Raw genomic sequence first — 22746 nt, forward strand, 5'->3', positions numbered from 1 at the left:
TCCCGCGCGGCGTCCGGGAGCGGCCGCGGCCGCGTTCCGGGCGCCCCGCCGGACGGCGTAGCCGGGCTGCGCCACGGTCCGGAATGACCTGGGCATATGCCGGAGGACCACACCCCAGTACAGGTGCGTGGCCATCCCCCTTTTCGGTCAAGACCCCCTCCGGCGGGAGCCTTTGGCCGCTATCGTGGTACGTGCCCCGCTGCCCGGGAACGGCCGGTAATGTTCGACGGTCGTGACCGCCGGCGACGGCAGCGACGCAAACGGTCACAACCTGCTAGGGGGACACCGTGGCGCTGAAACCCGAGCCGACCGCGCCCTTCCACTCGGTGCAGTACGCCCTGCGCGTACTCGAAACCGTCGCCCGGCACGCCCGCGGGGTGTCGGACGTCCAGATCGCCCGCGAGACCGGTCTGCCGACCGGGCACCTCGCCCACATGCTGGCGATGCTGCGCCGTGAGGGCTATGTCGCGCAGGTCGCCGACGGCGCGTACGTCGTCGGCGAGTCCCTGGTCCTGCTCGGCTCGGGTGGCGGCCACGAGGAAGCGCTGCGCGACAAGCTCCAGCGCACCCTCGTCGAGCTGCGCGACTCGGTGGGCGCGGCGGTCTACATCAGCCGCTACATCGACGGCGAGGTCAGGATCCTGCACTACGCCGACGGACCGCGGGCCCCCAAGGTCAACGAATGGGCGGAATTCCGCCGGACGGCACATGCCAGCGCGGTCGGCAAGTGCCTGCTGGCGCAGCTGGACCACGACGGCCGGATGGACCACCTCTCCCGGCACAAGACCGCCCGCCTCACCTCCCGGACGATCACCAACGAGAAGGTGCTCTTCCACAAGCTGGACAGCCAGCCGCCGACCGTACCGATGCTGGACCTCCAGGAGTACGCGGTGGGCACGGTCTGCGCGGCCGTACCGATCACGGCGGGCTCCACGGTCGGCTGTCTGGCCCTGTCGCTCCCGCTGGAGCACGCCCACCGGCTGCGGCAGGCCGCCGACGCGCTGAACCGGCGGGCGGCTCCGGTGCTGCTGTCGCTGACGCTCTGATCCCGGGGCGCCGGGGCCCGGAGGGGCTCGGCGGGGGCCCGGCAGGGCGGTGGTCGGGCGGTGGTCGGAAGCACCCCCGCGGACCAGGTAGTATTTCTTTTGTCAGCGCGCGCCGCTAGCTCAGTTGGTTAGAGCAGCTGACTCTTAATCAGCGGGTCCGGGGTTCGAGTCCCTGGCGGCGCACCTGGGAGTGGGCCTCTCGGAGCACAGCTTCGAGAGGCCCACTCGTGTTTTTCCGTACGTTCTTCCACCCGGTACCACTCCGTCCTTCCGCTCAGTACTCGACGTCCGAGCAGGCGTAGAACGCGTTACCGGTGTCCGCGATCGTCCAGACGCCGACGATCAGGTGTTTTCCACTCTTCCCGCCGGGCAGCGTGCCCGGGTGCGAGTACGTGGTCGGCGGCTGCTGACCGTTGTAGGGGACGGTCAGGAACGGGGCCGGTTCCAGGTCCGCCCGGGTCAGGGGGCGGCTGGGGTTCCAGCCGTTCTTGGTGATGTAGTAGCGGAAGTCCGTGGTGCGGTGCGGGGCGGTGAAGCGCCAGCGGAAGGTGTACGAGCCCGCGCTGACCTTGGTCGCGGGCCACTGGCCGGCGCGCGGGTCGTCCAGCTCCTTGAAGCGGCTGTTGCCGCCGGAGCAGATTCTGCCGTCGGCGGGTCCGCCGTTCGGGAAGCCCTTGGGGCCTTCGACGCTCTGCGGCTCCCACTGGATGGCGCCGCAGTTCTTCACCGTGCCGTTGGCACACAGTTTCTGTCTGCTGACGGGGGCGTCGGTGTAGCCGTGGCTGCCGGCGCCGCCGGCCGAGAGGACCGTCGCACCGATGACGCCCAGTCCGACGACGGCCGCGCTGATCCGTTTGCGCATGCTTCGCTCCCGGAATGAGGGGGGTTCCTGCGAGCCGAGTGCACTGCGGTCCAGACCAACCAGCAGAATATTCCCGCCGGTCGGTGCTGCCTAGGGGCGGCGGGCCGGCGGATCCGAGCGAGGCCGCGCGAGGGAGCGGGGGCGTGCGGCCGGAGGGGGCCTCCCCGGAGGAAGGACAGGGAGGCCCGTCACGGCTCCGGCGCCGGTTACGACAGGTTGACGTCGGAGCAGGCGTAGAACGCGTTACCGGTGTCGGCGATGTTCCAGACGCCCAGGATGATGTGGTGGCCGGACTTCTGGGTGGGCACCGTGCCCTGGTGCTGCACGGTGGCGGCCGGCTGCCGTCCGCCCATCGGCACCGTCACGAACGGCTCGCGTTCGAGGTCCGCCCGGGTGAGCGGCTTGCTCGGGTCGTAGCCGTCCTTGGTGATGTAGTACCGGAAGTCGGTGGTGGCGTGCCGGGCCGTCAGGCGCCACTGGAAGGTGTAGCCCTGGCCGCCCTTGAGGTTGGTGGCGGGCCACTTGCCGCCGCGCGGGTCGTCCAGTTCCTTGAAGCCGGTGTTGCCGCCGGAACATATCTTCCCGTCGGCGGGACCGGCGGCCGGGAAGCCCTTGGGGCCCTCGACGCTCTGCGGCTCGTACTGGATCGCGCCGCAGTTCTTGACGGTGCCCTTGGCGCAGAGCGCCTGGCGGCTGGGGGTGCGTCGCTGTAGCCGTGGCTGGAAGCGCTGCCCGTGGCGAACAGGGACACTCCGGCGATGCCGAGACCGACCACGGCAGCGCTGAGCTTCTTACGCATGTGGTGCTCCTGAAGAACGAGGGGGTGTTCCATGAGCTGCTGACGTGCGCGCGTCGTGCGGTCTAGACCAAAAGGAAGCGTAGTGACGCTGCATGGACATGTCCAGACCAATAACCAGCGGACGGCCGGTTGCCGTTTCCGTACGGCCGCCCCAACACCTCCCGCGGCATCACGCCACGGTGCTCAGCCGCTCCCCGCCCGGAGACGCGGCCGAAGACCCGCCCGGAGCCCCGGCCCGGAACCCGCCCGGGTGCGCGGCGCAGTGCACCAGCCTCACGTACGTACGCCGCAGCGCGATCAGCGATTCCTGCGCCTCGCGGTAGACCGCCGCGTCCGGGCCGCCGCGGTGCGCGAGGGTGCGTACGGGCGCGCAGTGCCGGTCCAGAGCGGTCAGCCAGGCGCGCTGTCCGGCCGGCAGATGGCGGCGCGACTGGTGCCGGCCGCCCTCCCCCGACCGGCGCCCGCCCGTACCGAGCACCGCGTCGGCCGCCAGGAACACCGGCGGCTCCAGCGCCCCCTGCTCCGCGAGCGCGCCCAGCACCGCGCCCTGCCGTGCCGAAGCCGGGGCCGCCCGCAGCTCCGCCGCCTCGCTCCACAGCTGAGCGCGCAGCGCGTGCAGGATACGGATCAGACGGCGCAGCGCCGTACCGGTGGACACGTCCCCGGGGGCACGTCCGGCGAGCGTCCCGGCCAGCCGCAACAGCCAGATACCGTGTGCCTCCAGCCGGGTGGTGGCCAGCATCAGCCGGTCCAGCCGGCCCAGCGGCTGCCCCTTCGGCGACCAGCGCACGATCGGGACCAGTGCCTCCGTACGGGCGAGCTGGTCGATGGGCAGACGGCGGCGCGGCTTGCGTTCGGGTGCCCAGTTCTGGAGGGCCAGCGTGGGGAGCGCCACGAACTGCTGGTGGTCGACGCGGTGCGCGACGGCCACCCACAGGTCGAGGAAGGCGGCGTCGGCGGTGCGCGAGGAGGCGGGGGCGACCGGGTCCAGGGCGCTCCAGCCGCAGGCCGCCACGATCACCGCCACCCGCAGGGACGCGGCGTCGGCGTTGCGCGGTGACAGCCGCGAGACGCGCTGGCGCAGCGCCGTCAGTTCGCCGTCCCGCCCCGCCCGGGCGACCAGGCCGCGGGCGGTGTCCGTGTCCGGCGCGGTGGCGGCCGCGCCGGCCAGCTCGCTCAGCCGCGCCCAGGTGCCGGCCATGGTCCGTACGGGCGGCCGTTCGGGGAGGAAGCCGTGCGCTCCCGGGTCGGGTGCCCCGGCGGGCGTCCCGCCGGTCGTCCCCCCGGGGGAGCCGAGGCGGACAGGGCGGAGCCCGGTGGCGCCGAGCCGGACAGGACGGAGCCCGGTGGCACCGAGCCGGATATCGCGGGGTCCGGACCTGCGGACGGTTCGCCGAGCGGGGCCTGAAGGGGGTGGGCGCTGTCGGCGCCATGACGGTCGGCCTTTCTGCGAGAGCGGGCCCGCGCGGCAGCGGGCGGCGGGTGGACGGCCGCGTGGTCAGCCGACCCGCCCGTACAAGGTGGGGCGGTAGGCGGCGAAGGACGAGATCCGGACCGACCGGCCGGACCGCGGTGCCTCCAGGTACTGGCCGCCGCCGAGGTAGATCGCCACGTGGTGGACGCCGGACGAGGAGCCGTTGGTCGACCAGAAGACCAGGTCACCGCGGCGCAGCTGGGACCGTGTGATCGGTTCGGCGGCGCGGTACTGCGCGTCGGCGACCCGGGGCAGCGAGATGCCCGCGCGCTGGTACGCCTGCTGGACCAGGCCGGAGCAGTCGAACGCGGACGGGCCGTTGCCGCCCCACGCGTAGGGCTTCCCGAGCTGTGCCATCGCCCATCGGATGGCGGTCTCGGTGCCGTACCGGACGGGGGTGCCCTTGCCGGTCCCGCTGTTCGGGGAGCCGTCGGATCCGGCGTCGCCGCCGCTGCCGTCGGGCGCGTCGTCGCCCGGGCCGCCCGGCTTGCCGGTACGGGCCTCGTAGCGGTCCCGGTGGCTGGTCCACCACCAGCTGCCGCCCTGCTGGTACCAGTACACCCGGTCGACGGCGTCCCAGCCGGACCGGCCCCGGAAGGTGGGGTCGGGGTTGTGGCCGCGCGCGCCCGTACCGCTCGTGGAGGGCGCGGCGGACGCGGCCCGGGCCGTGGCCGGCCTGTCGCCCTGGCCGCCGGCGTGCCGGGCGTACTTCGCGTAGTGGCTGGTCCACCGCCACCAGCCGGTGGCGTCCCGGTACCAGTACTTCGTACCGTCCCAGCCCGCGTGGCGCGGCGCCGGTTCGGCACCCGCCGCCGCGCCGACGAGCGTCACCGCGCCCACCGCCGCCGCGACCGCGCCCCGCACCGTGCACCGCGCCCGGCTGCCGCCGTGGCGCGCCGCGGACTCGACCGCGGCCCCGCTGCAGAAGGCGCATCCGCAGTCGGCCCCGACGACCTCGAAGAACACCGGTGTCCGCATCCCACTGCCTGCCTCTCCGCTGTGTCAGCTCTTGCCGGCGGCGCTGCCGCGCGCCGTGTAGAAAGCCACGGTCAGGTCCTTGACCAGGGCTTTTCGTTCGTAGTCGTCCAGCTCCACCAGCCCTCTGCTGGTCAGCCGGTTAACGGTGTCGTCGACCGCGTCCACGACCGAGGTCAGCACGCTGTCGCGGTGCTTGGCGTCGATCGCCGCGATCTGCCGTCGCTGCATGGCCGCCGCCACCTCGGGCGCGTACTCGATGCGGGTGGGCTGGACGGAGAAGACCTCGATGCCGACCGGTCGGCAGTCGGCGGAGAGCACCTCGGTGAGGGCCTCGCCGACCGCCTGGGCGTCGCGCAGCGTCGGCACCTCCTCGTGGAACGCGTCCGCCGGGAGCTGCGACAGCACCCGCGCCATCCCCGACTCCACCTGTTCCCGCAGGTAGGCGGTGTGGTCGCGGACGGTGAGCAGGGCCCGTGCGGTGTCCCTGACCCGCCATACGACGAGCACCACGACCCGCAGCTGGATGCCCTCGGCGTCGACCGCCGGCATCGCCTCGCTGCGCCAGTGCCGCAGCCGTACGTCGACCCGGCGGCGCAGCACCAGCGGGTTGATCCACACCAGTCCGGTCCGGCGCACGCTGCCGCGGTAGCGTCCGAAGAGGGTGAGCACCCAGGCGCTGCCGACCCGTCCGCGGGCCAGCCCGCCGAAGGCGTACACCGCCGCCACCGCGCCGAGACCGGCCAGGGCCCATTCCCACAGGTGGGGGGCGGGCCGGACGGTGATCTCCAGGCCCAGGGCGCGGACGACCGACGCGGGCAGCATGCCCCGCCACCACAGGAACGCCACGGAGCAGGCGACCGCCAGCAGGCCGGCGAACAGGGCCAGCCAGCCGGACAGGGAGAAGCCGCGCCGCTCGGCGGGGCCGGAGTCCTCTTCGGTGGCGTGGCGTACGGCGGTCCCGCGGAGTTCGCGGAACCCCGAGGGTCTGCCGCCCGCGGCCGTGCCGGTGTCCGCGTCCCGGCCGCCGCGGGTGGCGGACGCGTCGTCCGTGCCGGACCGGCTGCCCGCGGCGGCCACCCCGAGTGCGCCGTCGAGGACGGCGCGTTCCGCGGTGTCCAGGAGGTCGGTCGCGGCGGCGATACCGGCCACGGCGGCGTCGGCGGGGGTGATGCGGGCGGGTTCCCGGCCCGTCGGCGGGGGCGCCACCCGCGGCTGCTCGGTGGTGTCCGCCTCGGCGGCCCCGGTGCCGGTGTCCGGCTCGGCGCGGAAGAGCATGTCCATGGGGATGCTGTCGCTGTGCCCGGCGGGCCGCAGACGAGCGGACCAAGGGGGCGGCGCGGCGGTGGCCGGAGCTCCTGCCACCGGGGCGCCGCCGCCTGAGGGGCCCTCAGCCCCGCCGCCCTCCCTCGCCTCTGAGGCACCGTCAGCCGGGGCGGCTGCCGCCCCGGGTGCGGTCCCCTTCCCCGGCCCGTGCTCCGCCCCCGGCTCCCCCGCCGCGTCGTTCCCGGTGTCCGCTGTCTCGGTCTTCGTCGCCATCGTGCGCTCCGTCATCGGAAGAGTCGCCGCCATGTCTCGGGGCCGGGGTAGCCGTCGGCGTCCCGGCCGGTCCAGCCCTGGGCCCGCTGGAACGCCTCGACGTTGCGGCGGTCCGCCTCCGTCCACCGGGGCCCGGGGCCGGAGCTGTAGTACTTGCCGAAACCCCTGCTCACCAGCCGTTTTCCGAGGCTGGTGACGTATTCGCTGGACTGGCCGGGCCGGAACCAGCCCTGGCCGGGGAACGCCGTGGTGCCCCCGCCGCCGGAGCTGCCGATGTCCCGGCCCACCCCGTTGACCAGGTACGACCAGGTCGCCGGGCCCGGGATGCCGTCCGCCTCCGCGCCGGTCCAGCCCTGGGCGCGCTGGAACGCCCCGGTGGCCCGGCGGTCCGACTCGCTCCAGCGCGGGCCCGGGCCGGACGTGTAGAACCGGCCGCCGCCGCGTTCCACCAGCATCCGGCCCAGCCGGGTGACGTACGCGTTGTCGGCGCCCGGCCCGAATTTCCCCGCGCCGGGAAACGCCGAGGTTCCGCTGCCCGGGTCACCGCCGGGATCGCCGCCCTCGGCGAGACCGCGGTAGCGATAGGCGACGTACCCCGCGGAATTGCTCCAATAGGCGTACGGCGTGGACCGTTTCACCGTGTGGGGCCGGGTCTGCTCGTACGCGATGTAGCGCGTGCGGGAGGAATCGGCCCAGCCGCCGAAAATGGTGGCGTGGGACCCGGCACCGGGATTCCCCGGGTTGTGGAAGAGCAGCATGTCGCCGGGCCGCAGTTCGCTCTTTGTTATACGGGTGCCGTACTGGGCCAGGCTTCCGGTCCACTGATTGCGGCCGAGGTTCCAGGCCATCGAGATGAATCCTGAGCAGTCCTGGCGGTATCCGTCCGACCAGTAGCGGCTCATGTTGTACGGGACCTGGGCGCTGACCCAGCGCTGGGCCCGCGCGATGATCTGGTCCCGGGTGAGGGGCCGGGGCGCGGAGGCCGCCACGGCGCGCCCGCGACCGCTGCCCGTTCCCCCGTACAGCCCGCTGACCTGGCCTTGCGGGGTCGCGCCGGAGGTCAGGGAGAGCGCCGGGCCGCCCGGCCGGGCGCTCCGGAGGCGGCCGGGGCCGTGCGCCACGGCGGGGGCGAGCAGGGTCCGCTCGCGGCCGGCCGGGGTGCCCGTACCGGCTTCGGCACCGATCGCCGCGGCCGCCCCGGATCCGGAAACGCCGCTGCTCAGGACCGTTCCGGCGGTCGCCATCAGGACCAGCGCGCGGCGGGCGCCGTGCGCGGCGGGGTGTCCGCCGTCCCGGACCGCGAGCGCGTGCTGGAGTGCGCGCCGCTCCTGGGCACAGCCGCCGCACGGGCAGCCGCCCGCGGGGTCGAATTCCACGAATCCCGGCTCTGCCATTTCCGTTCCCCTCCAGGCTCGTCCCGTTCCCGTTCGCCTTCGCACCTGCCACAGCTTCTCAACTGGTAGGAGATATCGCATGTTGACGGGGCAACTGATGATCATCCATTACGAAAGCATACTCACAGACCAAAACGGTCACCCGGCTCGACGAAGGTCCCGAGATCACGGGACTTTCGCCCTGCCGGACCGCGGAATCCGGCGCGGCGCCAACACTCCCCGGACGGCCGCAAAAACGGGTGGCACAGGTCACACATTCGGCGGGCCCGGGCGGCCGGGCAGGTGGTCGGGAGCACCCCTGGAGTTCGTGTAAAGTTTTCCACGTCAGCGCGCGCCGCTAGCTCAGTTGGTTAGAGCAGCTGACTCTTAATCAGCGGGTCCGGGGTTCGAGTCCCTGGCGGCGCACGTCACACCGAGGCCTCTCGCAGCTGCGAGGGGCCTCGGTGCTTTCCCGGCGGCCACCCCGGCCGCCGGCCCGCTCCCCGGTTTTCCCGGCGCCGGGCCGGTGCATCGCTGGTCAAAACGGTGATCGAGGTGCAGAGTCGCACAATGGCGCGCGACATCCAGGAGCGGATCAAGAAGCTCATCATCGACCGGCGGCTGGCCCCGGGGCGCCGCTGCCCACCGAGACGGACCTGATGGAGCTGCTCGGGGTCAGCCGGAACTCCGTCCGCGAGGCGCTCAAGGCGTTGCAGGCGATGGGCATCGTGGAGATCCGGCACGGCTTCGGCACCTACGTCGGGCCGATGTCGATGGCCCCGATGACCGAGGGGCTGGCCTTCCGCACGGTGGCCGGCCACTACCGGGGCGAGGACAGCCTGCTCCAGCTGCTGGAGCTGCGCGAGGCCGTGGAGACCGGGCTGATCGCGCGGCTGGCGGGCCAGGTGCCGAAGGCCGCGCTCGCGGAGCTGGACGAGCTGGTCGGGCGGATGGCGGACGAGGCCGCGGCGGGGGCGGTGCGGGCCGACACCGACCGGGCCTTCCACGCCGCGCTCTACCGGGGGCTGGACAACCGGCTGCTGAGCGAGGTGCTGGACGCGTTCTGGGAAGCGTTCCACCGCGTACGGACGGACCTGGCCGGGCTGGGGGCCGACCCGCGGGTCACCCACCGCCAGCACGCGGAGATCCTCGCCGCCGTACGCGACGGTGACGCGCGGCGGGCCGAGCAGGCCGTACGCAGCCATTTCGACAACATCCGTCTGCGGCTGCGCAGTTCGGGTCAGAAGTAATGCCCCCTCCGGCCTGAACCGTCCATCAATGCACTCGCATGTCCGGTAAACTCCTCGTTTCACCCTTGCGATCAAGATATGAGCTTCGAGACCCTGACGGGATACTGGAGCCCAACTGAGCCTGTGCACGCTCATGTTGGCCAACACACCGGTTGCGATGAGTGGGGGAGTGGGGCCCCCGCCGCACGGGACGCGAGTCGGAGCGGACATCATGCAACCGGAAGGCGGCCGTCCTACGTCGTAGGCGTAGGCGGCCGACACCACTTGCGCCCGGGTCGGTCGAGGGGGACCGGAGACGCGGGCCTTGAGAAGACGGGCACGCAGCCAGCATGCGTGCCGGGGGATGGACTCATGACGTCGCCGCATACCGGCGCCCGGCAGGAGCACCAGTACGACCCGTCCGCGACGACGCGCCTGCGCGTGCCGCGCCAGCACTGGCCACGCAGACCGCAGCGCAAGCCGCTGCCGCGCTACGACTACGAGCACTACAGCCGCCTCGCCGGACCGCTCACCCAGCCCGGCCCCGACCAGCCCTACAAGGTGCGCTACCGCAGCCTGCTGGCGGACGAACCGCACCGAATACGCGCGGCGTTACTGCTCGGCGCCGCCCCCTGCTCTCGCTCGGTCTGCTCGCCTGGCTGATGCAGCCGGCCCACTGGACCGAACGCGACCACCCCGCGCACGACTTCCTGCCGGTGCTGGACATCGTCATGCTGGTCTCGATCGGGCTGATCGAGTTCTTCCGATGTATGAACGTGCTGTCCAACGCCCACGCCACCCTGGTGGCCCGCGACCCCATCCCGGTCGTTCCCGAACACGGCACCCGCGTCGCCTTCCTCACCTCCTTCGTACCCGGCAAAGAGCCGCTGGAGATGGTGACCAGGACGCTGGAGGCAGCCGTCAAGATCCGCCACCGCGGCCTGCTGCACGTCTGGCTCCTCGACGAGGGCGACGACCCGGACGTCAAAGCGGTCTGCGAGCGCCTGGGCGTCCACCACTTCACCCGCAAGGGCATCCCGCAGTGGAACCAGAAGAAGGGCCGCACCGCGCCAAGACGAAGCACGGCAACTACAACGCCTGGCTCCAGGCGCACGGTGACGCCTACGACTACTTCGCCTCCGTCGACACCGACCACGTACCGCTGCCCAACTACCTGGAGCGGATGCTCGGCTTCTTCCGCGACCCGGACGTCGGCTTCGTCATCGGCCCGCAGGTGTACGGCAATTACGACACCTTCGTCACCAAGGCCGCGGAGTCGCAGCAGTTCCTCTTCCACGCGCTGATCCAGCGGGCCGGCAACCGCTACGGCGCGCCCATGTTCGTCGGCACCTCCAACGCCGTACGCATCAGCGCCCTCCAGCAGATCGGCGGCCTGTACGACTCGATCACCGAGGACATGGCGACCGGCTTCGAGATGCACCGGCACCGCAACCCGGACACCGGCCGGAAGTGGCGCTCGGTCTACACGCCCGACGTGCTCGCGGTCGGCGAGGGCCCCACCGCCTGGACGGACTTCTTCACCCAGCAACTGCGCTGGTCGCGCGGTACGTACGAGACGATCCTCAAGCAGTTCTGGAAGGCGCCCTTCACGCTGCCGCCGGGCAAGTTCTTCAACTACACCATGATGGTCATCTTCTACCCGATGTCCGCCATGAACTGGATTCTGGCGGCGCTCAGTTGCGCGCTGTTCCTGGGCCTGGGCGCCTCGGGCGTCCAGATCGACCCGGCGGTGTGGATGATGCTGTACGGCAACGCCTCGGCGCTCCAGATCGGGCTGTACGTGTGGAACCGCCGGCACAACGTCTCGCCGCACGAGCCGGAGGGCTCCGGCGGCGTGGCCGGCATGGTGATGTCCGCGCTCTCCGCGCCGATCTACGCCCGCTCGCTGTTCGACGCGGCGCTGCGCCGCAAGAGCAAGTTCGTGGTGACGCCGAAGGGTGACTCCTCCAGCCCGGACACCCTCTTCGGCACGTTCCGGGTGCACCTGTTCTTCATCCTGGTCTTTGGAGGCTCGCTGGGCGCCTCATTCTCCTTCGGGCACAGCCACCCGGCGATGATCACCTGGGCCACGCTGGCGCTGCTGATCACGGCGGCGCCCGTCTTCGCCTGGCGCTGGGGCATCCGGCAGGACCGGCGCAGGAAGTCGCGGGGTGACCCCTCGGCGGACGGCGGCGGGGCGCAGCAGGCGCCGCATCCGCGGCGGCAGCCCAGCTGGGCGGCGGACGAGAGCACCGGCTCCGGCCGTGTCGTGCCGGGGCCGGAAGCCGCGGCGCCGGGTTCCTCGTCATCGGGCGCCGCGCCACCGGGCGGCCGGGCCGGGCAGCACGGTGACCCGGGCGGCCGGGGCCGTCGCGCGTCCACCGCCGACCAGACCGCGCAGATCGCTCTTGGGGGACGTCACACATGAAATACCGTCCGAGCCGGCGCACCCGCAGAGTGGCGATCGGCGCGGCCGTGGTGCTCGCGCTGGCGGGGATGAACGGTCCGGCCCTGTTCGGGTTCGTCTCGGAGAAGTACCACGAGTACAAGATCAATCAGCCCGAGTACAAGGCGGCGAACGGCCACTGGGACGTGGTGGACGTACCGCCCGAGTACAAGATCAACACGATTCACGCCGCGCTGCTGCACACCGGCAAGGTGCTGCTGGTCGCCGGGTCGGGGAACAACGCCAAGAACTTCGCGGCCAAGTCCTTCCGTACGGTCCTGTGGGACCCGGTGAAGAACACCTTCAAGAACATCCCCACCCCGAAGGACCTCTTCTGCGCGGGACACACCCAGCTGCCGGACGGCAAGCTGCTGGTGGCCGGCGGTACGCAGCGATACGAGAAGCTCGGCGGCGACGTGAAGAAGGCCGGCGGGCTCATGATCGTCTACAACGAGAACCCGGACGCGCCGAAGACGTTCCCCGCCGGGACGCTGTTCACCGGCAAGCAGAACGGCAAGACCTTCGCGTCCAAGGACCCGGTCGTGGTCCCGCGCGCCAAGAAGACGACGGACCCGCGGACCGGCAAGGTCACCGTCACCCACAGCGAGGCCCGCGTCTACGTGGAGGCGCTCAAGGAGGGCCGCGAGCACTCCACCGGCGCCCAGGACAACTACCGCATCCACGGTCTGACCGGCGCCGAGGCCCGTAACTTCTACGGCATCGCGCAGAAACTGTCCTTCGACAAGAAGGACTTCCAGGGGATCAAGGACTCGTTCGAGTTCGACCCGGTCGCCGAGCGCTACCTCCCGGTCGACCCGATGAACGAGGCGCGCTGGTACCCGACCCTGACCAGCCTGGAGGACGGCAAGGTGCTGTCCACCTCCGGGCTGGACGAGATCGGCCAGGTCGTCCCCGGCAAGCAGGAGATCTACGACCCGAAGACGAAGAAGTGGACCTACCTGCCCAAGCAGCGCTTCTTCCCGACCTATCCCGCCCTCTTCCTCACCGACAAGGGCCGGCTGCTCTACACCGGGTCCAACGCCGGGTACGGTCCCGACAACATCGGGCGCACACCCGGCATCTGGGACCTGAAGACCAACAAGTTCCAGACCCTCCCCGGGATGAGCGACCCGGACGTCCTGGAAACCTCGATGTCCGTCCTGCTGCCGCCCGCGCAGGACCAGCGGTACATGGTGCTGGGCGGCGGCGGGGTCGGCGAGGACCCCAAGGCCACCGACAAGACCCGGCTGGTGGACCTGCACGCCGACAAGCCGCGCTTCAAGGACGGCCCGCCGCTGTACGCGAAGGCGCGCTATCCGAGCAGTGTGATCCTGCCCGACGACACGGTGCTCACGACCAACGGCTCCGGCGACTACCGGGGGCGCGGCGACAGCAACGTCCTCAGCGCGGAGCTGTACGACCCGAAGGCCAACACCTCGCGGGCGGTGGCCGATCCGCTGGTGGGGCGCAACTACCACTCCGGGGCGCTGCTGCTGCCGGACGGACGGGTGATGACGTTCGGCTCCGACTCGCTCTTCGCCGACAAGGACAACACCAAGCCCGGCGTCTTCCAGCAGCAGATCGACATCTGGACGCCGCCGTACCTCTACCGGGACTCGCGGCCGGAGCTGACCGACACCGGGCCGAAGACGGTCGGGCTGGGCGGACAGGCCACGTACCGGACCAAGCACGCGTCCTCGATCAAGAAGATGCGACTCGTCCGGCCGGGATCGTTCACCCACGTCACCAACATCGAACAGCGGTCGATCGCGCTGGACTTCAAGGCGGCCAAGGGCGGTGTCACGGTGACCCTGCCGAAGGATCCGACGCTGGTGCCGCCCGGCTGGTACATGCTCAACGCCGTGGACGACCAGGGGACCCCGTCCAAGGCGGTCTGGGTGAAGGTGCCGACGGCGTCGAAGGCCGAGCTGAAGGGGCTGGGCCTGAACTGAGCCGGTGACGGCGTGCGGGGTGCCGCGGGATTCCGAGGCGCCCTGCACCGCCGTTCACTGACGGCTACTTCGTATTGCGGGCCAGTTGCAGAGCGTACTCCGGCCACCAGTCACCGGCCTTGGGACCGCCCTTGCACGTGCCGTCGGACTCGCCGGGACGCTTGATCCACAGGTAGGCGTCCACGAGCGGGTCGCCGGTCCGGACCGTCGGTGCCGTGCCGAGGGCGCGGCCGGGCGGGTTGCACCAGTTCTCCGGGTCGTCGCCGCCGGGGGCGGGGCCGTTGCCGTTGCGGCTGGTGTCGATGACGAAGTGCTTGCCGCCGACCATCGAGGAGAGCCGCTCGCCGTACTTCCGGTTCTCCTCGGTGGTCTGGAAGTTGGAGATGTTGAGCGCGAAGCCGTCGGCCTGGTCGATGCCGGCCCGCTCGAGGGGTTCGACCATACGGCCCGGGTCCTTGATCCAGTGCGGGTTGCCCGCGTCCAGGTAGACCTTGGTGTGCGGCAGCGCCTTGAGCTTGCCGACGGCCTCCGTCAGCAGGGCGTAGCGCTCCTCGTGGAACTGCTCGGGCGTGCACCGGTCCTCGATGTGCGGCAGGGCGTCCGGCTCCAGGACGACCGTCGTGGCGCGGTCCCCGATGCCCTTGAGCACGCCGTCCAGCCACGCGCGGTAGGCGTTGCCGTCCGCCGCGCCGCCCTTGGAATAGCTGCCGCAGTCGCGGTGCGGGATGTTGTAGAGGACGAGCAGCGCCTCGCGGCCGGCCTTGGCCGCCGCTTCCGTGAAGCCGCGGGCCTCGCCCTGCGGGTCCTCGACGCCTATCCACTCGGCCACCGGCCGGGTGGCTATCTTGTCGATCTGCCGGGCGTCGTCGGACTTGTCGTCCTTGGCGTACGCGGCGGCCTGCCGCGCCGCCTTGCCTTCCGGGTTGACCCAGTAGGGCACCGTGGCCTTGGGCTGCTGTCCGGGTTTGGCCCCGGCCTTCCCCTCCCCTCGCCGTCACCGTCGCCGGACGACGAGAAACACCCCGACACCAGCAGCAACGCCCCCAACGCCGATACCGTGCCGGACACACCGCGCCGGCGCGCGGTACGGCGCTCACCCGGGGGCCGCCCCCGGATCCCCGAACATTGCCGTACATCCACTCCCCCTCGGAGCACGGGACATGACCGGTCGAATCCATCCTGGCACATGCCCCTCAACCACAGGCCGGCCTGTGGACAACCTGTTACGCCCGTACCACCGGGCCGGAAACGGCCGGGCGGCCGGTACCGGTCGCCGACGCCCCCTAGGCGGCGCAGCGCAGTCGTCCTACAGTGAACTGCAGTGTGAACTTCCTGTTGGTTTTCCTGGCCCCAGCCCCTGGCCGGGTACGTGCACGCGCCTGCGTACAGGCGCCCACGCACCTCCCGCCGGCGGCAGGGAAATTCCCGCAGTCCTGAATCCCGGCGGTCGAGGACCGGCCGGTCGGCGGTTCAGGGGGAGCGAGCCGCCGGCCGGGACCGGTCGGTCCGGGGTCCCAGGCCCGGCCCTACGCGGCCTCTCAACCCGTCGGCGCGGGCGTGACCTTCGAGAGGTACGCGTGCACGACGACGTTGGCACTGTAGGCGTCCCGCTCGCTGTCGAAGGTGCCGGCGCAGGTGATCAGGCGCAGTTCCGCGCGGCCCGGCAGGTGCGCGCCGTAGACCTTGCGGGGTGCGAAGTTCCGGCGGTCGTAGATCTTGACGTCCTCGACGGTGAACCGCGCGGTGCTGCCGTCCTCCCTGCGGACGTCCACCGGCTGTCCCGGCTTGAGGCTGCCCAGGCGGTGGAAGACCGCGCGGCCACCGGCCGTGTCGACGTGCCCCGCCAGCACCGCCGCGCCCGCCGTGCCCGGCTGCGGCCCCTTCGCGTACCAGCCGACGAGCCCGGGCGTGCGGTACGACGGGGTGTCGACGGCGCCGGTGGCGTCCAGGTCGGTCTCCGTCACACCCGCCCGTACGCCCAGCGCGCCGACCGTGATCTCGGTGGGGCGGCCGCCCGGGGAGGTGGCCAGGGGGCGTGGGCCGCGGGCAGTTCCTGTCCGATCGGGCGGCCGGCGGCCGCGACGTCGCCGGTGGTCGGCGCCTTCGGCAGATCCCCGTCGTCCGTCAGGTCCCGGCCCCACAGCCACAGTCCCAGCAGCAGCACCGCCCAGGCCACACCGACGGCCATCCGGCCGCGGCCGGGAGGGTGCGGAGGGCGGCGGTCCGCCACCGGGTGGTCGTCAGCCCGCATCGCCGTCGCCCGATCCCTTGCGGCGGCGCCGCATCCGCAGCGCCTGTCCGGTGAGCGCGAGGACCGCGCCGCCGGCCAGGACCAGGCCCACCGCGTAGGCGCCGTCGCCCTCGTAGGACGCGGCGGTCCGTACGGGGGCGGTCCGGGCGAGGGTGGTGTGCGCGGCGGCCGGGTGGGGGTGGAATCGGGGGCGCGGGTACGGCTGCGGGTGTGTCGCGGTCCAGCCGCCGCCTGCCCGTACGGGGGCGGAGGGGGACGCCGGTGGTTCGGCCGTGTCGGTATCTGCGCCGGTGTCCGCTGCCGTATCTGTACCTGTACCTGTGTCCGTGTCCGTATGCATGCCCGTATACGGATACGTCTCCGGCCCCGTGCCGTCGCCGTTGTCCGCGGATGCCGGGACGACCTCGAAGGAGCCCGCGGCGCGCGCGTCCTCGCCGTCGCAGTGGACGGAGACGGCGTACGTGCCGGGGTCGGCCGTCGAGCGCACCCGGGCGTCGCCCACCAGTCCGGCGGCGACCCCCGCCAGCGGTACGGCGTCGACGAAAGCGGCCGAGGTGGCGCGGCCCGTCCGGCCCGCGCAGCCGCTGACCTGAAGGGCCGCCTCGGCGCCCGGCGGGAGGGCGGACGGCGTGATCGCGACGGTGCCCGCCGCGGCGCCCGGTGCCCGGGCCGCGGACGCGAGCGCGGGCCCCGGAGACAGCACCGCCACCGCCAGGGCGGCACAGAGAGTCAATCCCGGTGTGCGCATGGTGAACCTCCGAACACTTCCGAAGGTCCGCCCGGCGGCCCGGTTCCGCATCCCGGGCGGGGCCGCGGCTGCGCCGTACGGGTGGCGCGGGCCGGCTCGGGCGCCGAGAACCGGGGACGGACGCGCCGCGGCGGGCTCAGGCGCCGAGAGCCGGGAACGGACAGGCCGCGGCCGGGCTCAGGCGCCCGGCCGCGCCCCGGTCACACCAGCTCGACGAGGTCGGCGATGGAGTCGACGACCCGCGACGGCCGGAACGGGTGGCGTTCGATGTCGCCCCTGCCGGTCAGCCCGGTCAGCACCAGGAACGTCTCCATGCCCGCCTCCAGACCGGCCAGCACATCGGTGTCCATCCGGTCGCCGATCATCGCGGAGGTCTCGCTGTGCGCGCCGATGACGTTCAGGCCGTGCCGCATCATCAGCGGGTTGGGCTTGCCGACGAAGTACGGCTCGACGCCCGTCGCCTTGGTGATCAGCGCGGCCACCGAGCCGGTGGCGGGCAGCGCGCCGTCCGCCGAGGGGCCGGTCTCGTCCGGGTTGGTGGCGATGAACCGGGCGCCGTTGTTGATCAGCCGGATGGCCTTGGTGAGCGCCTCGAAGCTGTACGTACGGGTCTCGCCGAGCACCACGTAGTCCGGCTCGTGGTCGGTGAGGACGTACCCGATGTCGTGCAGCGCGGTGGTCAGGCCCGCCTCGCCGATGACGTACGCGGTGCCGGACGGCCGCTGCTCGTCCAGGAACTGGGCGGTGGCCAGCGCGGAGGTCCAGATGGACTCCCAGGGCACGTCCAGGCCGATCCGGTTCAGCCGGGCGTGCAGGTCGCGCGGGGTGTAGATGGAGTTGTTGGTCAGAACGAGGAACGGCTTGCCCGATTCGCGCAGCCGCTTGATGAAGGCGTCCGCACCGGGCACCGGGATGCCCTCGTGCATCAGGACCCCGTCCATGTCGGTCAGCCATGACTCGATCGGCTTGCGCTCTGCCACTGCCGGTCTCCCGCCGTGCGTGTCTGCCAGGGGTGCCGGCCGTACCCGCGCCGTCGCGGGTCCCGTACGCGCCGCGCACCCCGGTGGGTGACCTGCGTCTCGTACGTATGGCCGACGCCCCCACCCTAAGTCAGCCGCCGCGATCTCGGCCCCGCCGAGCGGTTCGCGGGCCGGGCCGCAGGCCGGACCGCTGACGGGCCGCGCCCGGGGCCGGGCCGTCGGTCAGCTGCCCGTGGCCGTCTTCCAGGCGTCGAGGTAGGTGGACAGGTTCTTGTCGATGTCGTTCCAGTCCGGGCGGAAGATGTCGACACCGTCCATGATTCTGGCGAGTTCGGTGGCGTTGCGGTCGGTGGGCCGGATGTCCGTACGGGCCGCGAAGCCGCCGCCGACCACGGAGACCTGCTTCTGCACCTCGGGGAGAGCAGATGGTCCAGGAACTTCTTCGCCTGCGCCGCGTGCGGGGCGTTCTTGACCAGCCCGGCCGCGTACGGGAGCGCGAAGGTGGACGGGCGGGCGCCGGGCTTGGCGGCGGGGAAGAAGATGCCCTGGTTCGGCATCGACTTCATGTTGGCGTAGTTCATCTGTACGTCGCCGTTGGCGACGAGGAGTTCGCCCTTGTCGGTCTTGGGGGCGAGCTGCCCGGTGGAGGAGGACGGGCCGACGTTGTTGGCCTGGAGTTTCTTCAGGAACTCCATGGCGGGGCCCTGCCCGCCGAAGTCGTGCAGGGCCTGGACGACGACAGCCGTACCGTCCCCGGCGACGCCCGGCGTGGAGTACTGGAGCTTGTTCTTGAAGCGGGCGGCCGTCAGGTCCTGCCAGGTGCGGGGCGGCTGCCGGAGCTGCTGCTTGTTGTAGATGAAGCAGAAGTAGTTGTTGACGACGGCGGTCCACCTGCCGTCCGGGTCCTTGTCCGCGGCGGCGACCTGCTCGGAGCCCTTGGGGCGGTACGGCTCCAGCAGCCCCTTGCCGGCGGCCTGCTGGATGAACGGCGGCAGCGTCACGACGATGTCCGCCTTGGTGTTGGCCTTCTCCCGGACCAGCCGCTGCACGGCGGCGCCGGAGCCGCTCTCGACCAGGTTGACCTTGATGCCGGTCTTCTTCTCGTAGTCCTTGAAGACCCGGTCGTAGAAACCGTCGCCCCGCTCACCGCGCAGGCCGTCGGCGCTGTAGACAGTGATCTCGCGGGCGTCGGCGCGGGACACGTCGCCGCAGCCGGTCAGGGCGGCGCCGAGGACCAGGGCGGCGCAGACGGCGGCGGTCGGCTTGAGGGGGCTGCGCATGACGTGTCGTGGCTCCTTGAGATGGCAGGTGAGGCGGCGGGTGATCGGGCCGGGGACCGAGGGGCGAGCCGGGGCCCGCCCGTCAGCGGTACGAGGCTTTGGTACGGATACGGGAGACGGCCAGCAGGACGAGCAGGGTGGCGGCCATCAGCGCCACCGCGAGCGCGGCACCGGCGAACAGGGCGCCCCGGTCGGTGGTGGCGAAGATCCGCACCGGCAGCGGCGTCCAGTCCGGCGGGTAGATCATCATCGTGGCGCTCAGCTCGCCCATGGACAGGGCGAAGCACAGGCCCGCGGCGGCGGTCAGGGACGGCAGCAGCAGCGGCAGTCTGACACGCCACAGGACATGGGCCGGGCGCGCGCCGAGGCTGGCGGCGCTCTGCTCGTACGCCGGGTCCAGGCGGGCCAGCGCGGCCGTCACGGACTGGTACGCGAAGGCGGTGACCAGGACCGTGTGCGCGACGACCACGATCTGCGGGGTGCCGTTCAGGAGCAGCGGCGGCTGCGAGAAGGCGACCAGCAGCGACAGGCCCACGACGACCGACGGCACCGCGACCGGCAGCACGAACAGGCCGTCGAGGACGCGGCGGGCGCGCGGCCGCAGGCGCTGGGCGGCCAGCGCGGCCCAGGTCCCGGCCGTGAGCGCCAGCAGGCTCGCGGCGACGGCCGTGACCAGGCTGGTGACCAGCGCCTCCAGCGAGTCGCCGCGCGCGACGTCCTGGTAGTGCGCCGTCGTCGGGCCGGACGGCAGCGCCCCACTCCAACTGCTCGCGAAGGACGCCGCGACGACCACCAGCAGCGGCAGCGCGAAGAGCGGCAGGAAGAGGACGAAGAACACGGCCCAGACGGCCCGTCGGGCCCCTTTGCTATGCACGAGCACGGCGGCCGGCACCTCCCACTGTCGGTGTCCGCGCCCCGCCCGCCCGCGCGGCCACGGCCCGGTACAGGGCGTAAAGGGCGACGGACAGCACGATGTTGACGACGGCGACGACGCACGCGCCCGTGTAGTCGCCGTCGAGAATGGCCTTGGTGTAGACGAGCACGGGCAGGGTCACCACGTCCTTGGCCCCGGTGAACAGCACGATCCCGAACTCGTTGAGCGTCAGCACGAGGACGAGCGCGCCGCCCGCCGCCAGCGAGGGCAGCGCCTCGGGCCAGACCACCTTCCGTACGATCCGGGCCGGCCGGGCACCGAGCGAGGCCGCGGCCTCCAACTGCCCGGTCTCCACCTGGGAGAACGCCGCGAGGAGCGGGCGCATCACGAACGGCGTGAAGTACGTGATCTCGGCGAGGAGCACGCCCCACGGGGTGTGCAGGAAGGCGAAGGGCCCGTCCGCGGCGCCGGTGGCGTCCGTCCACAGTCCGTTGGCGAGCCCGGCCGTGCCGTACAGGAAGAGCAGGGCGAGGGTGATCAGGAAGGACGGGAAGGCGAGGAAGACGTCGATGAAACGGCTCAGTGCCCGGCTGCCCGGAAACGGTACGAACGCGATCACCAGCGCGAGGGCGAAGCCGAGCAGCAGACAGCCGGCGGTGGCGCCGACGGCGATCAGCACGGTGTTCCCGAGCGCGTCCCGGAAGGACGCCTCCGCGAAGACCTGTGCGTACGGGGCGGTGGACGGCGGGCCGCCCTCCTCGCCCAGGAAGGACTGCCGCACGACCAGGGCGAGCGGATAGAGGAAGACGAGGGCGAGCGCGGCGAGCGGGGGAGGGACCAGAGGACGGGGGAGGTGCGCGCGGCGGCTCGGCCGACCGCGCCCCGGCTTCCCGCACCCGTTTCCACGCTCGTTCCCTCATCCGTTTCCGCGCTTGTTTCCACACCCGTTTCCGCGCTTGTTTCCGCGTCCGTTTTCGCGTCCGTTTTCGCGCCGAGTGGCAGCGCGAGGTTCTCCGGCCTACTCATCGGCGGCGCTCCCCGCCCCGGCCGGCAGCAGCACCGCGTCCTCGGCGGCGAAGTGCAGGACGACCTCGGCGCCGGGCTCCGGGGTCGCGCGCAGCTCCCGTACGTCCGCCATGACGCGGTGCCCGGCCACGTCCGCGTACACCCGGTGGGTCGCGCCGCGCCACTGCACCTCGGTGACCCGTCCGTGCAGCGCGTTGGGCCCCTCACCGAGGCCGACGAGGTGCGGGCGCACGCAGAGCGTGGCCGACGCGCCGGGTGCCGCGCCGTCGGCGGGCGTGACGGCCAGCCGCGTCCCCGCGAAGTCCGCCGTGCCGTGCAGACCGGCCGTCACCGGCAGCAGGTTGGCGTTGCCGACGAAGGAGGCGGTGAACCCGGTGCGCGGGCGCCGGTAGAGGTCCTGCGGTGTGCCGCAGTCGCGCAGCCGCGCCCGGTCCATGACGGCGATCCGGTCCGCCAGCGTCAGCGCCTCCACCTGGTCGTGGGTGACGTACAGGATCGACACGTCCGGCAATTCGCGGTGCAGGCTGGCCAGTTCGGTGAGCATGCCGGAGCGCAGCCGGGCGTCGAGGGCGGACAGCGGCTCGTCCAGGAGCAGCACCCCGGGCCGGATGGCCAGCGCCCGCGCGATGGCGACGCGCTGCTGCTGCCCGCCGGACAGCTCACGCGGATAGCGCCGCGCGTACGCGGCCATGCCGGTCATCTCCAGCGCCTCGGCCACGCGCGCGGCGGTCTCGGCGCGCGAACCGGTGCGCCCGCGGCGGGCCTTGAGGCCGAAGGCGACGTTGTCCTCGACGCGCAGGTGCGGGAAGAGGGCGTACTGCTGGACGACCATGCCGATGCCGCGCCGGTGGGGCGGCAGCCCGGTCACGTCCCGGCCGCCGATCAGCACCCGCCCCGCACCGGGCCGGACGAATCCGGCGACCGCCCGCAGCGCGGTGGTCTTGCCGGAGCCGGACGGGCCGAGCAGGGCCATCACCTCGCCCGGTTCGACGGTCAGGTCGAAGTCGTCCAGGACGACGTTCCCGCCGTACGCGACGGAGACGTGGTCGAAGCGGATGCCGGACGGTGCGGGGGTGGGGGCGGCGCGGGCGACGGGGGCCGCATGCCCCGCGGGGGCGCCCTCGCGGCTGTCGCTGACGGTACTCATACGGGACGCTCCGCCCGCCGCCCGCCACTACGCCGCTCTCCCCCGCCCTCGATCAGGGCGGGGAGTTCGGCCACCGAACCGAGGACGTGCGTGGCGCCCGCGCCGCGCAGCGCCTCTTCGTCATGGGCGCCGGTCAGGACCCCGGCCACGACCGATGCACCCGCCCGGCGGCCGGAGCGCATGTCGTACGAGGTGTCACCGGCGACCGCGATCTGCCGCACGGAGTCGGCGGCGCCGGTCCGCAGCAGCGCGGCCAGCACCATGTCCGGGTACGGCCGCCCGCGCCCGCCCGCGTCGGCGGGGCACAGGGTCAGCGTCACCAGGTCCCGCCAGCCCAGCGCGTCCAGGACGGCGTCCTGGGTGACCCGCGCGAAGCCGGTGGTCAGTACGACCGTGCGGCCAGCGGCCTGAAGGGCCTCGACGGCCTCCCGGGCGCCGGGCACGGGCGCGATCCGCCCGCCGGCGACCAGTTCCCCGTACGCCTCCTCGAAGGCGCTGTTGGCGCGCCGCGCCCGCTCCTCGTCGCCGAACAGGTGCCGGAAGACGGAGATCTTCGACTCGCCCATGGTGGCGCGCACGTACGCCAGGTGCTTCTCGTGCTCGGCGCTGCCCGGTACGACACCGAGCCGCCCGGCCGCCGCGCTGAACGCCTGCTCGACCAGCCCGCCGTCGGCCACCGTCGTCCCCGCCATGTCGAGCACGACCAGCGAGATCCGCTCCCGCTCCGCGTTGTCGACCGTCATCA

General features: G+C 72.4%; 16 protein-coding genes, 2 tRNA genes and 4 pseudogenes. 6 read left to right on the top strand and 16 right to left on the bottom strand.

Going from position 1 to position 22746, the window contains the following annotated elements:
* Window positions 1-287 precede the first annotated feature (287 nt).
* Window positions 288-1046, top strand: coding sequence for an IclR family transcriptional regulator (locus ACEXOX_RS18920; RefSeq protein WP_406522027.1), 759 nt, complete (start codon window positions 288-290; stop codon window positions 1044-1046).
* Window positions 1047-1155: 109 nt separating this feature from the next.
* Window positions 1156-1229 (top strand) — tRNA-Lys (locus tag ACEXOX_RS18925).
* Window positions 1230-1320: 91 nt separating this feature from the next.
* Here ACEXOX_RS18925 and ACEXOX_RS18930 read toward each other — a convergent pair.
* The 6 genes and pseudogenes from ACEXOX_RS18930 to ACEXOX_RS18955 all read right to left on the bottom strand — a co-directional run bounded on the left by ACEXOX_RS18930 (window position 1321) and on the right by ACEXOX_RS18955 (window position 8089).
* On the bottom strand, window positions 1321-1908 hold the full coding sequence (locus ACEXOX_RS18930; protein ID WP_406522029.1) for a lytic polysaccharide monooxygenase: 588 nt from the start codon (window positions 1906-1908) through the stop codon (window positions 1321-1323).
* 206 nt (window positions 1909-2114) lie between these two features.
* Window positions 2115-2707 (bottom strand): annotated as a pseudogene (locus tag ACEXOX_RS18935) (lytic polysaccharide monooxygenase).
* A gap of 169 nt (window positions 2708-2876) precedes the next feature.
* A complete protein-coding gene (locus ACEXOX_RS18940; RefSeq protein WP_406522031.1) occupies window positions 2877-3908 on the bottom strand; it encodes a hypothetical protein in 1032 nt (343 codons plus the stop codon).
* 297 nt (window positions 3909-4205) lie between these two features.
* The gene (locus tag ACEXOX_RS18945) at window positions 4206-5159 is read right to left on the bottom strand and encodes a C40 family peptidase (protein WP_406522033.1); all 954 of its coding nucleotides are present in this window, start codon (window positions 5157-5159) and stop codon (window positions 4206-4208) included.
* A gap of 24 nt (window positions 5160-5183) precedes the next feature.
* A complete protein-coding gene (locus tag ACEXOX_RS18950; RefSeq protein ID WP_406522035.1) occupies window positions 5184-6440 on the bottom strand; it encodes an SPFH domain-containing protein in 1257 nt (418 codons plus the stop codon).
* A 266-nt stretch (window positions 6441-6706) separates the two neighbouring features.
* Window positions 6707-8089: a peptidoglycan-binding protein gene (locus ACEXOX_RS18955; protein WP_406522036.1), complete on the bottom strand. Its 1383-nt coding sequence runs from the start codon at window positions 8087-8089 to the stop codon at window positions 6707-6709.
* Between the two features lie 331 nt (window positions 8090-8420).
* On the opposite strand from ACEXOX_RS18955, the gene ACEXOX_RS18960 reads away from it, so the two are divergent.
* The 4 genes and pseudogenes from ACEXOX_RS18960 (at window position 8421) to ACEXOX_RS18975 (ending at window position 13695) form a co-directional block, all read left to right on the top strand.
* Window positions 8421-8494: transfer RNA gene (locus ACEXOX_RS18960), tRNA-Lys, on the top strand.
* Window positions 8495-8638: 144 nt separating this feature from the next.
* Window positions 8639-9318 (top strand): annotated as a pseudogene (locus tag ACEXOX_RS18965) (FadR/GntR family transcriptional regulator).
* Window positions 9319-9669: 351 nt separating this feature from the next.
* Window positions 9670-11725, top strand: a pseudogene (locus tag ACEXOX_RS18970) (glycosyltransferase family 2 protein).
* Entirely contained in the window at window positions 11722-13695 is a 1974-nt protein-coding gene (locus tag ACEXOX_RS18975; RefSeq protein ID WP_406522038.1) for a galactose oxidase-like domain-containing protein, read from the top strand. The pseudogene ACEXOX_RS18970 and the gene ACEXOX_RS18975 overlap by 4 nt, the downstream one beginning before the upstream one ends.
* Before the next feature lie 64 nt (window positions 13696-13759).
* Here ACEXOX_RS18975 and ACEXOX_RS18980 read toward each other — a convergent pair whose 3' ends face one another.
* The 10 genes and pseudogenes from ACEXOX_RS18980 to ACEXOX_RS19025 form a co-directional block, all read right to left on the bottom strand.
* Window positions 13760-14635 carry a glycoside hydrolase family 6 protein gene (locus tag ACEXOX_RS18980; RefSeq protein WP_406522040.1) on the bottom strand — a complete coding sequence of 292 codons (876 nt, stop codon included), beginning with the start codon at window positions 14633-14635 and terminating at the stop codon, window positions 13760-13762.
* Between the two features lie 598 nt (window positions 14636-15233).
* Window positions 15234-15659, bottom strand: a complete 426-nt coding sequence (locus ACEXOX_RS18985; RefSeq protein ID WP_406522042.1) for a sortase domain-bontaining protein — start codon at window positions 15657-15659, stop codon at window positions 15234-15236.
* The gene (locus tag ACEXOX_RS18990; protein WP_406522044.1) at window positions 15656-15946 is read right to left on the bottom strand and encodes a hypothetical protein; all 291 of its coding nucleotides are present in this window, start codon (window positions 15944-15946) and stop codon (window positions 15656-15658) included. Before ACEXOX_RS18990 ends, ACEXOX_RS18985 begins: the two co-directional genes overlap by 4 nt.
* Window positions 15936-16694, bottom strand: a complete 759-nt coding sequence (locus ACEXOX_RS18995) for a hypothetical protein (protein ID WP_406522046.1) — start codon at window positions 16692-16694, stop codon at window positions 15936-15938. The genes ACEXOX_RS18990 and ACEXOX_RS18995 overlap by 11 nt, the downstream gene beginning before the upstream one ends.
* A 200-nt stretch (window positions 16695-16894) precedes the next feature.
* Window positions 16895-17674: an HAD-IIA family hydrolase gene (locus ACEXOX_RS19000; RefSeq protein ID WP_406522048.1), complete on the bottom strand. Its 780-nt coding sequence runs from the start codon at window positions 17672-17674 to the stop codon at window positions 16895-16897.
* A gap of 222 nt (window positions 17675-17896) precedes the next feature.
* Window positions 17897-18954 (bottom strand): annotated as a pseudogene (locus tag ACEXOX_RS19005) (2-aminoethylphosphonate ABC transporter substrate-binding protein).
* Window positions 18955-19036: 82 nt separating this feature from the next.
* Window positions 19037-19834: an ABC transporter permease gene (locus ACEXOX_RS19010; RefSeq protein WP_406522050.1), complete on the bottom strand. Its 798-nt coding sequence runs from the start codon at window positions 19832-19834 to the stop codon at window positions 19037-19039.
* A complete protein-coding gene (locus tag ACEXOX_RS19015) occupies window positions 19821-20669 on the bottom strand; it encodes a 2-aminoethylphosphonate ABC transporter permease subunit (protein ID WP_406526392.1) in 849 nt (282 codons plus the stop codon). Before ACEXOX_RS19015 ends, ACEXOX_RS19010 begins: the two co-directional genes overlap by 14 nt.
* A 177-nt stretch (window positions 20670-20846) precedes the next feature.
* Complete coding sequence (locus ACEXOX_RS19020; RefSeq protein WP_406522052.1) at window positions 20847-22001, bottom strand: ABC transporter ATP-binding protein; 1155 nt, start codon at window positions 21999-22001, stop codon at window positions 20847-20849.
* Entirely contained in the window at window positions 21998-22744 is a 747-nt protein-coding gene (locus ACEXOX_RS19025; protein WP_406522054.1) for a phosphonatase-like hydrolase, read from the bottom strand. Before ACEXOX_RS19025 ends, ACEXOX_RS19020 begins: the two co-directional genes overlap by 4 nt.
* Window positions 22745-22746: the final 2 nt, after the last annotated feature.

The sequence above is a fragment of the Streptomyces sp. Ac-502 genome, from assembly GCF_045222935.1.
Classification (GTDB): Bacteria; Actinomycetota; Actinomycetes; order Streptomycetales; family Streptomycetaceae; genus Streptomyces; species Streptomyces monomycini.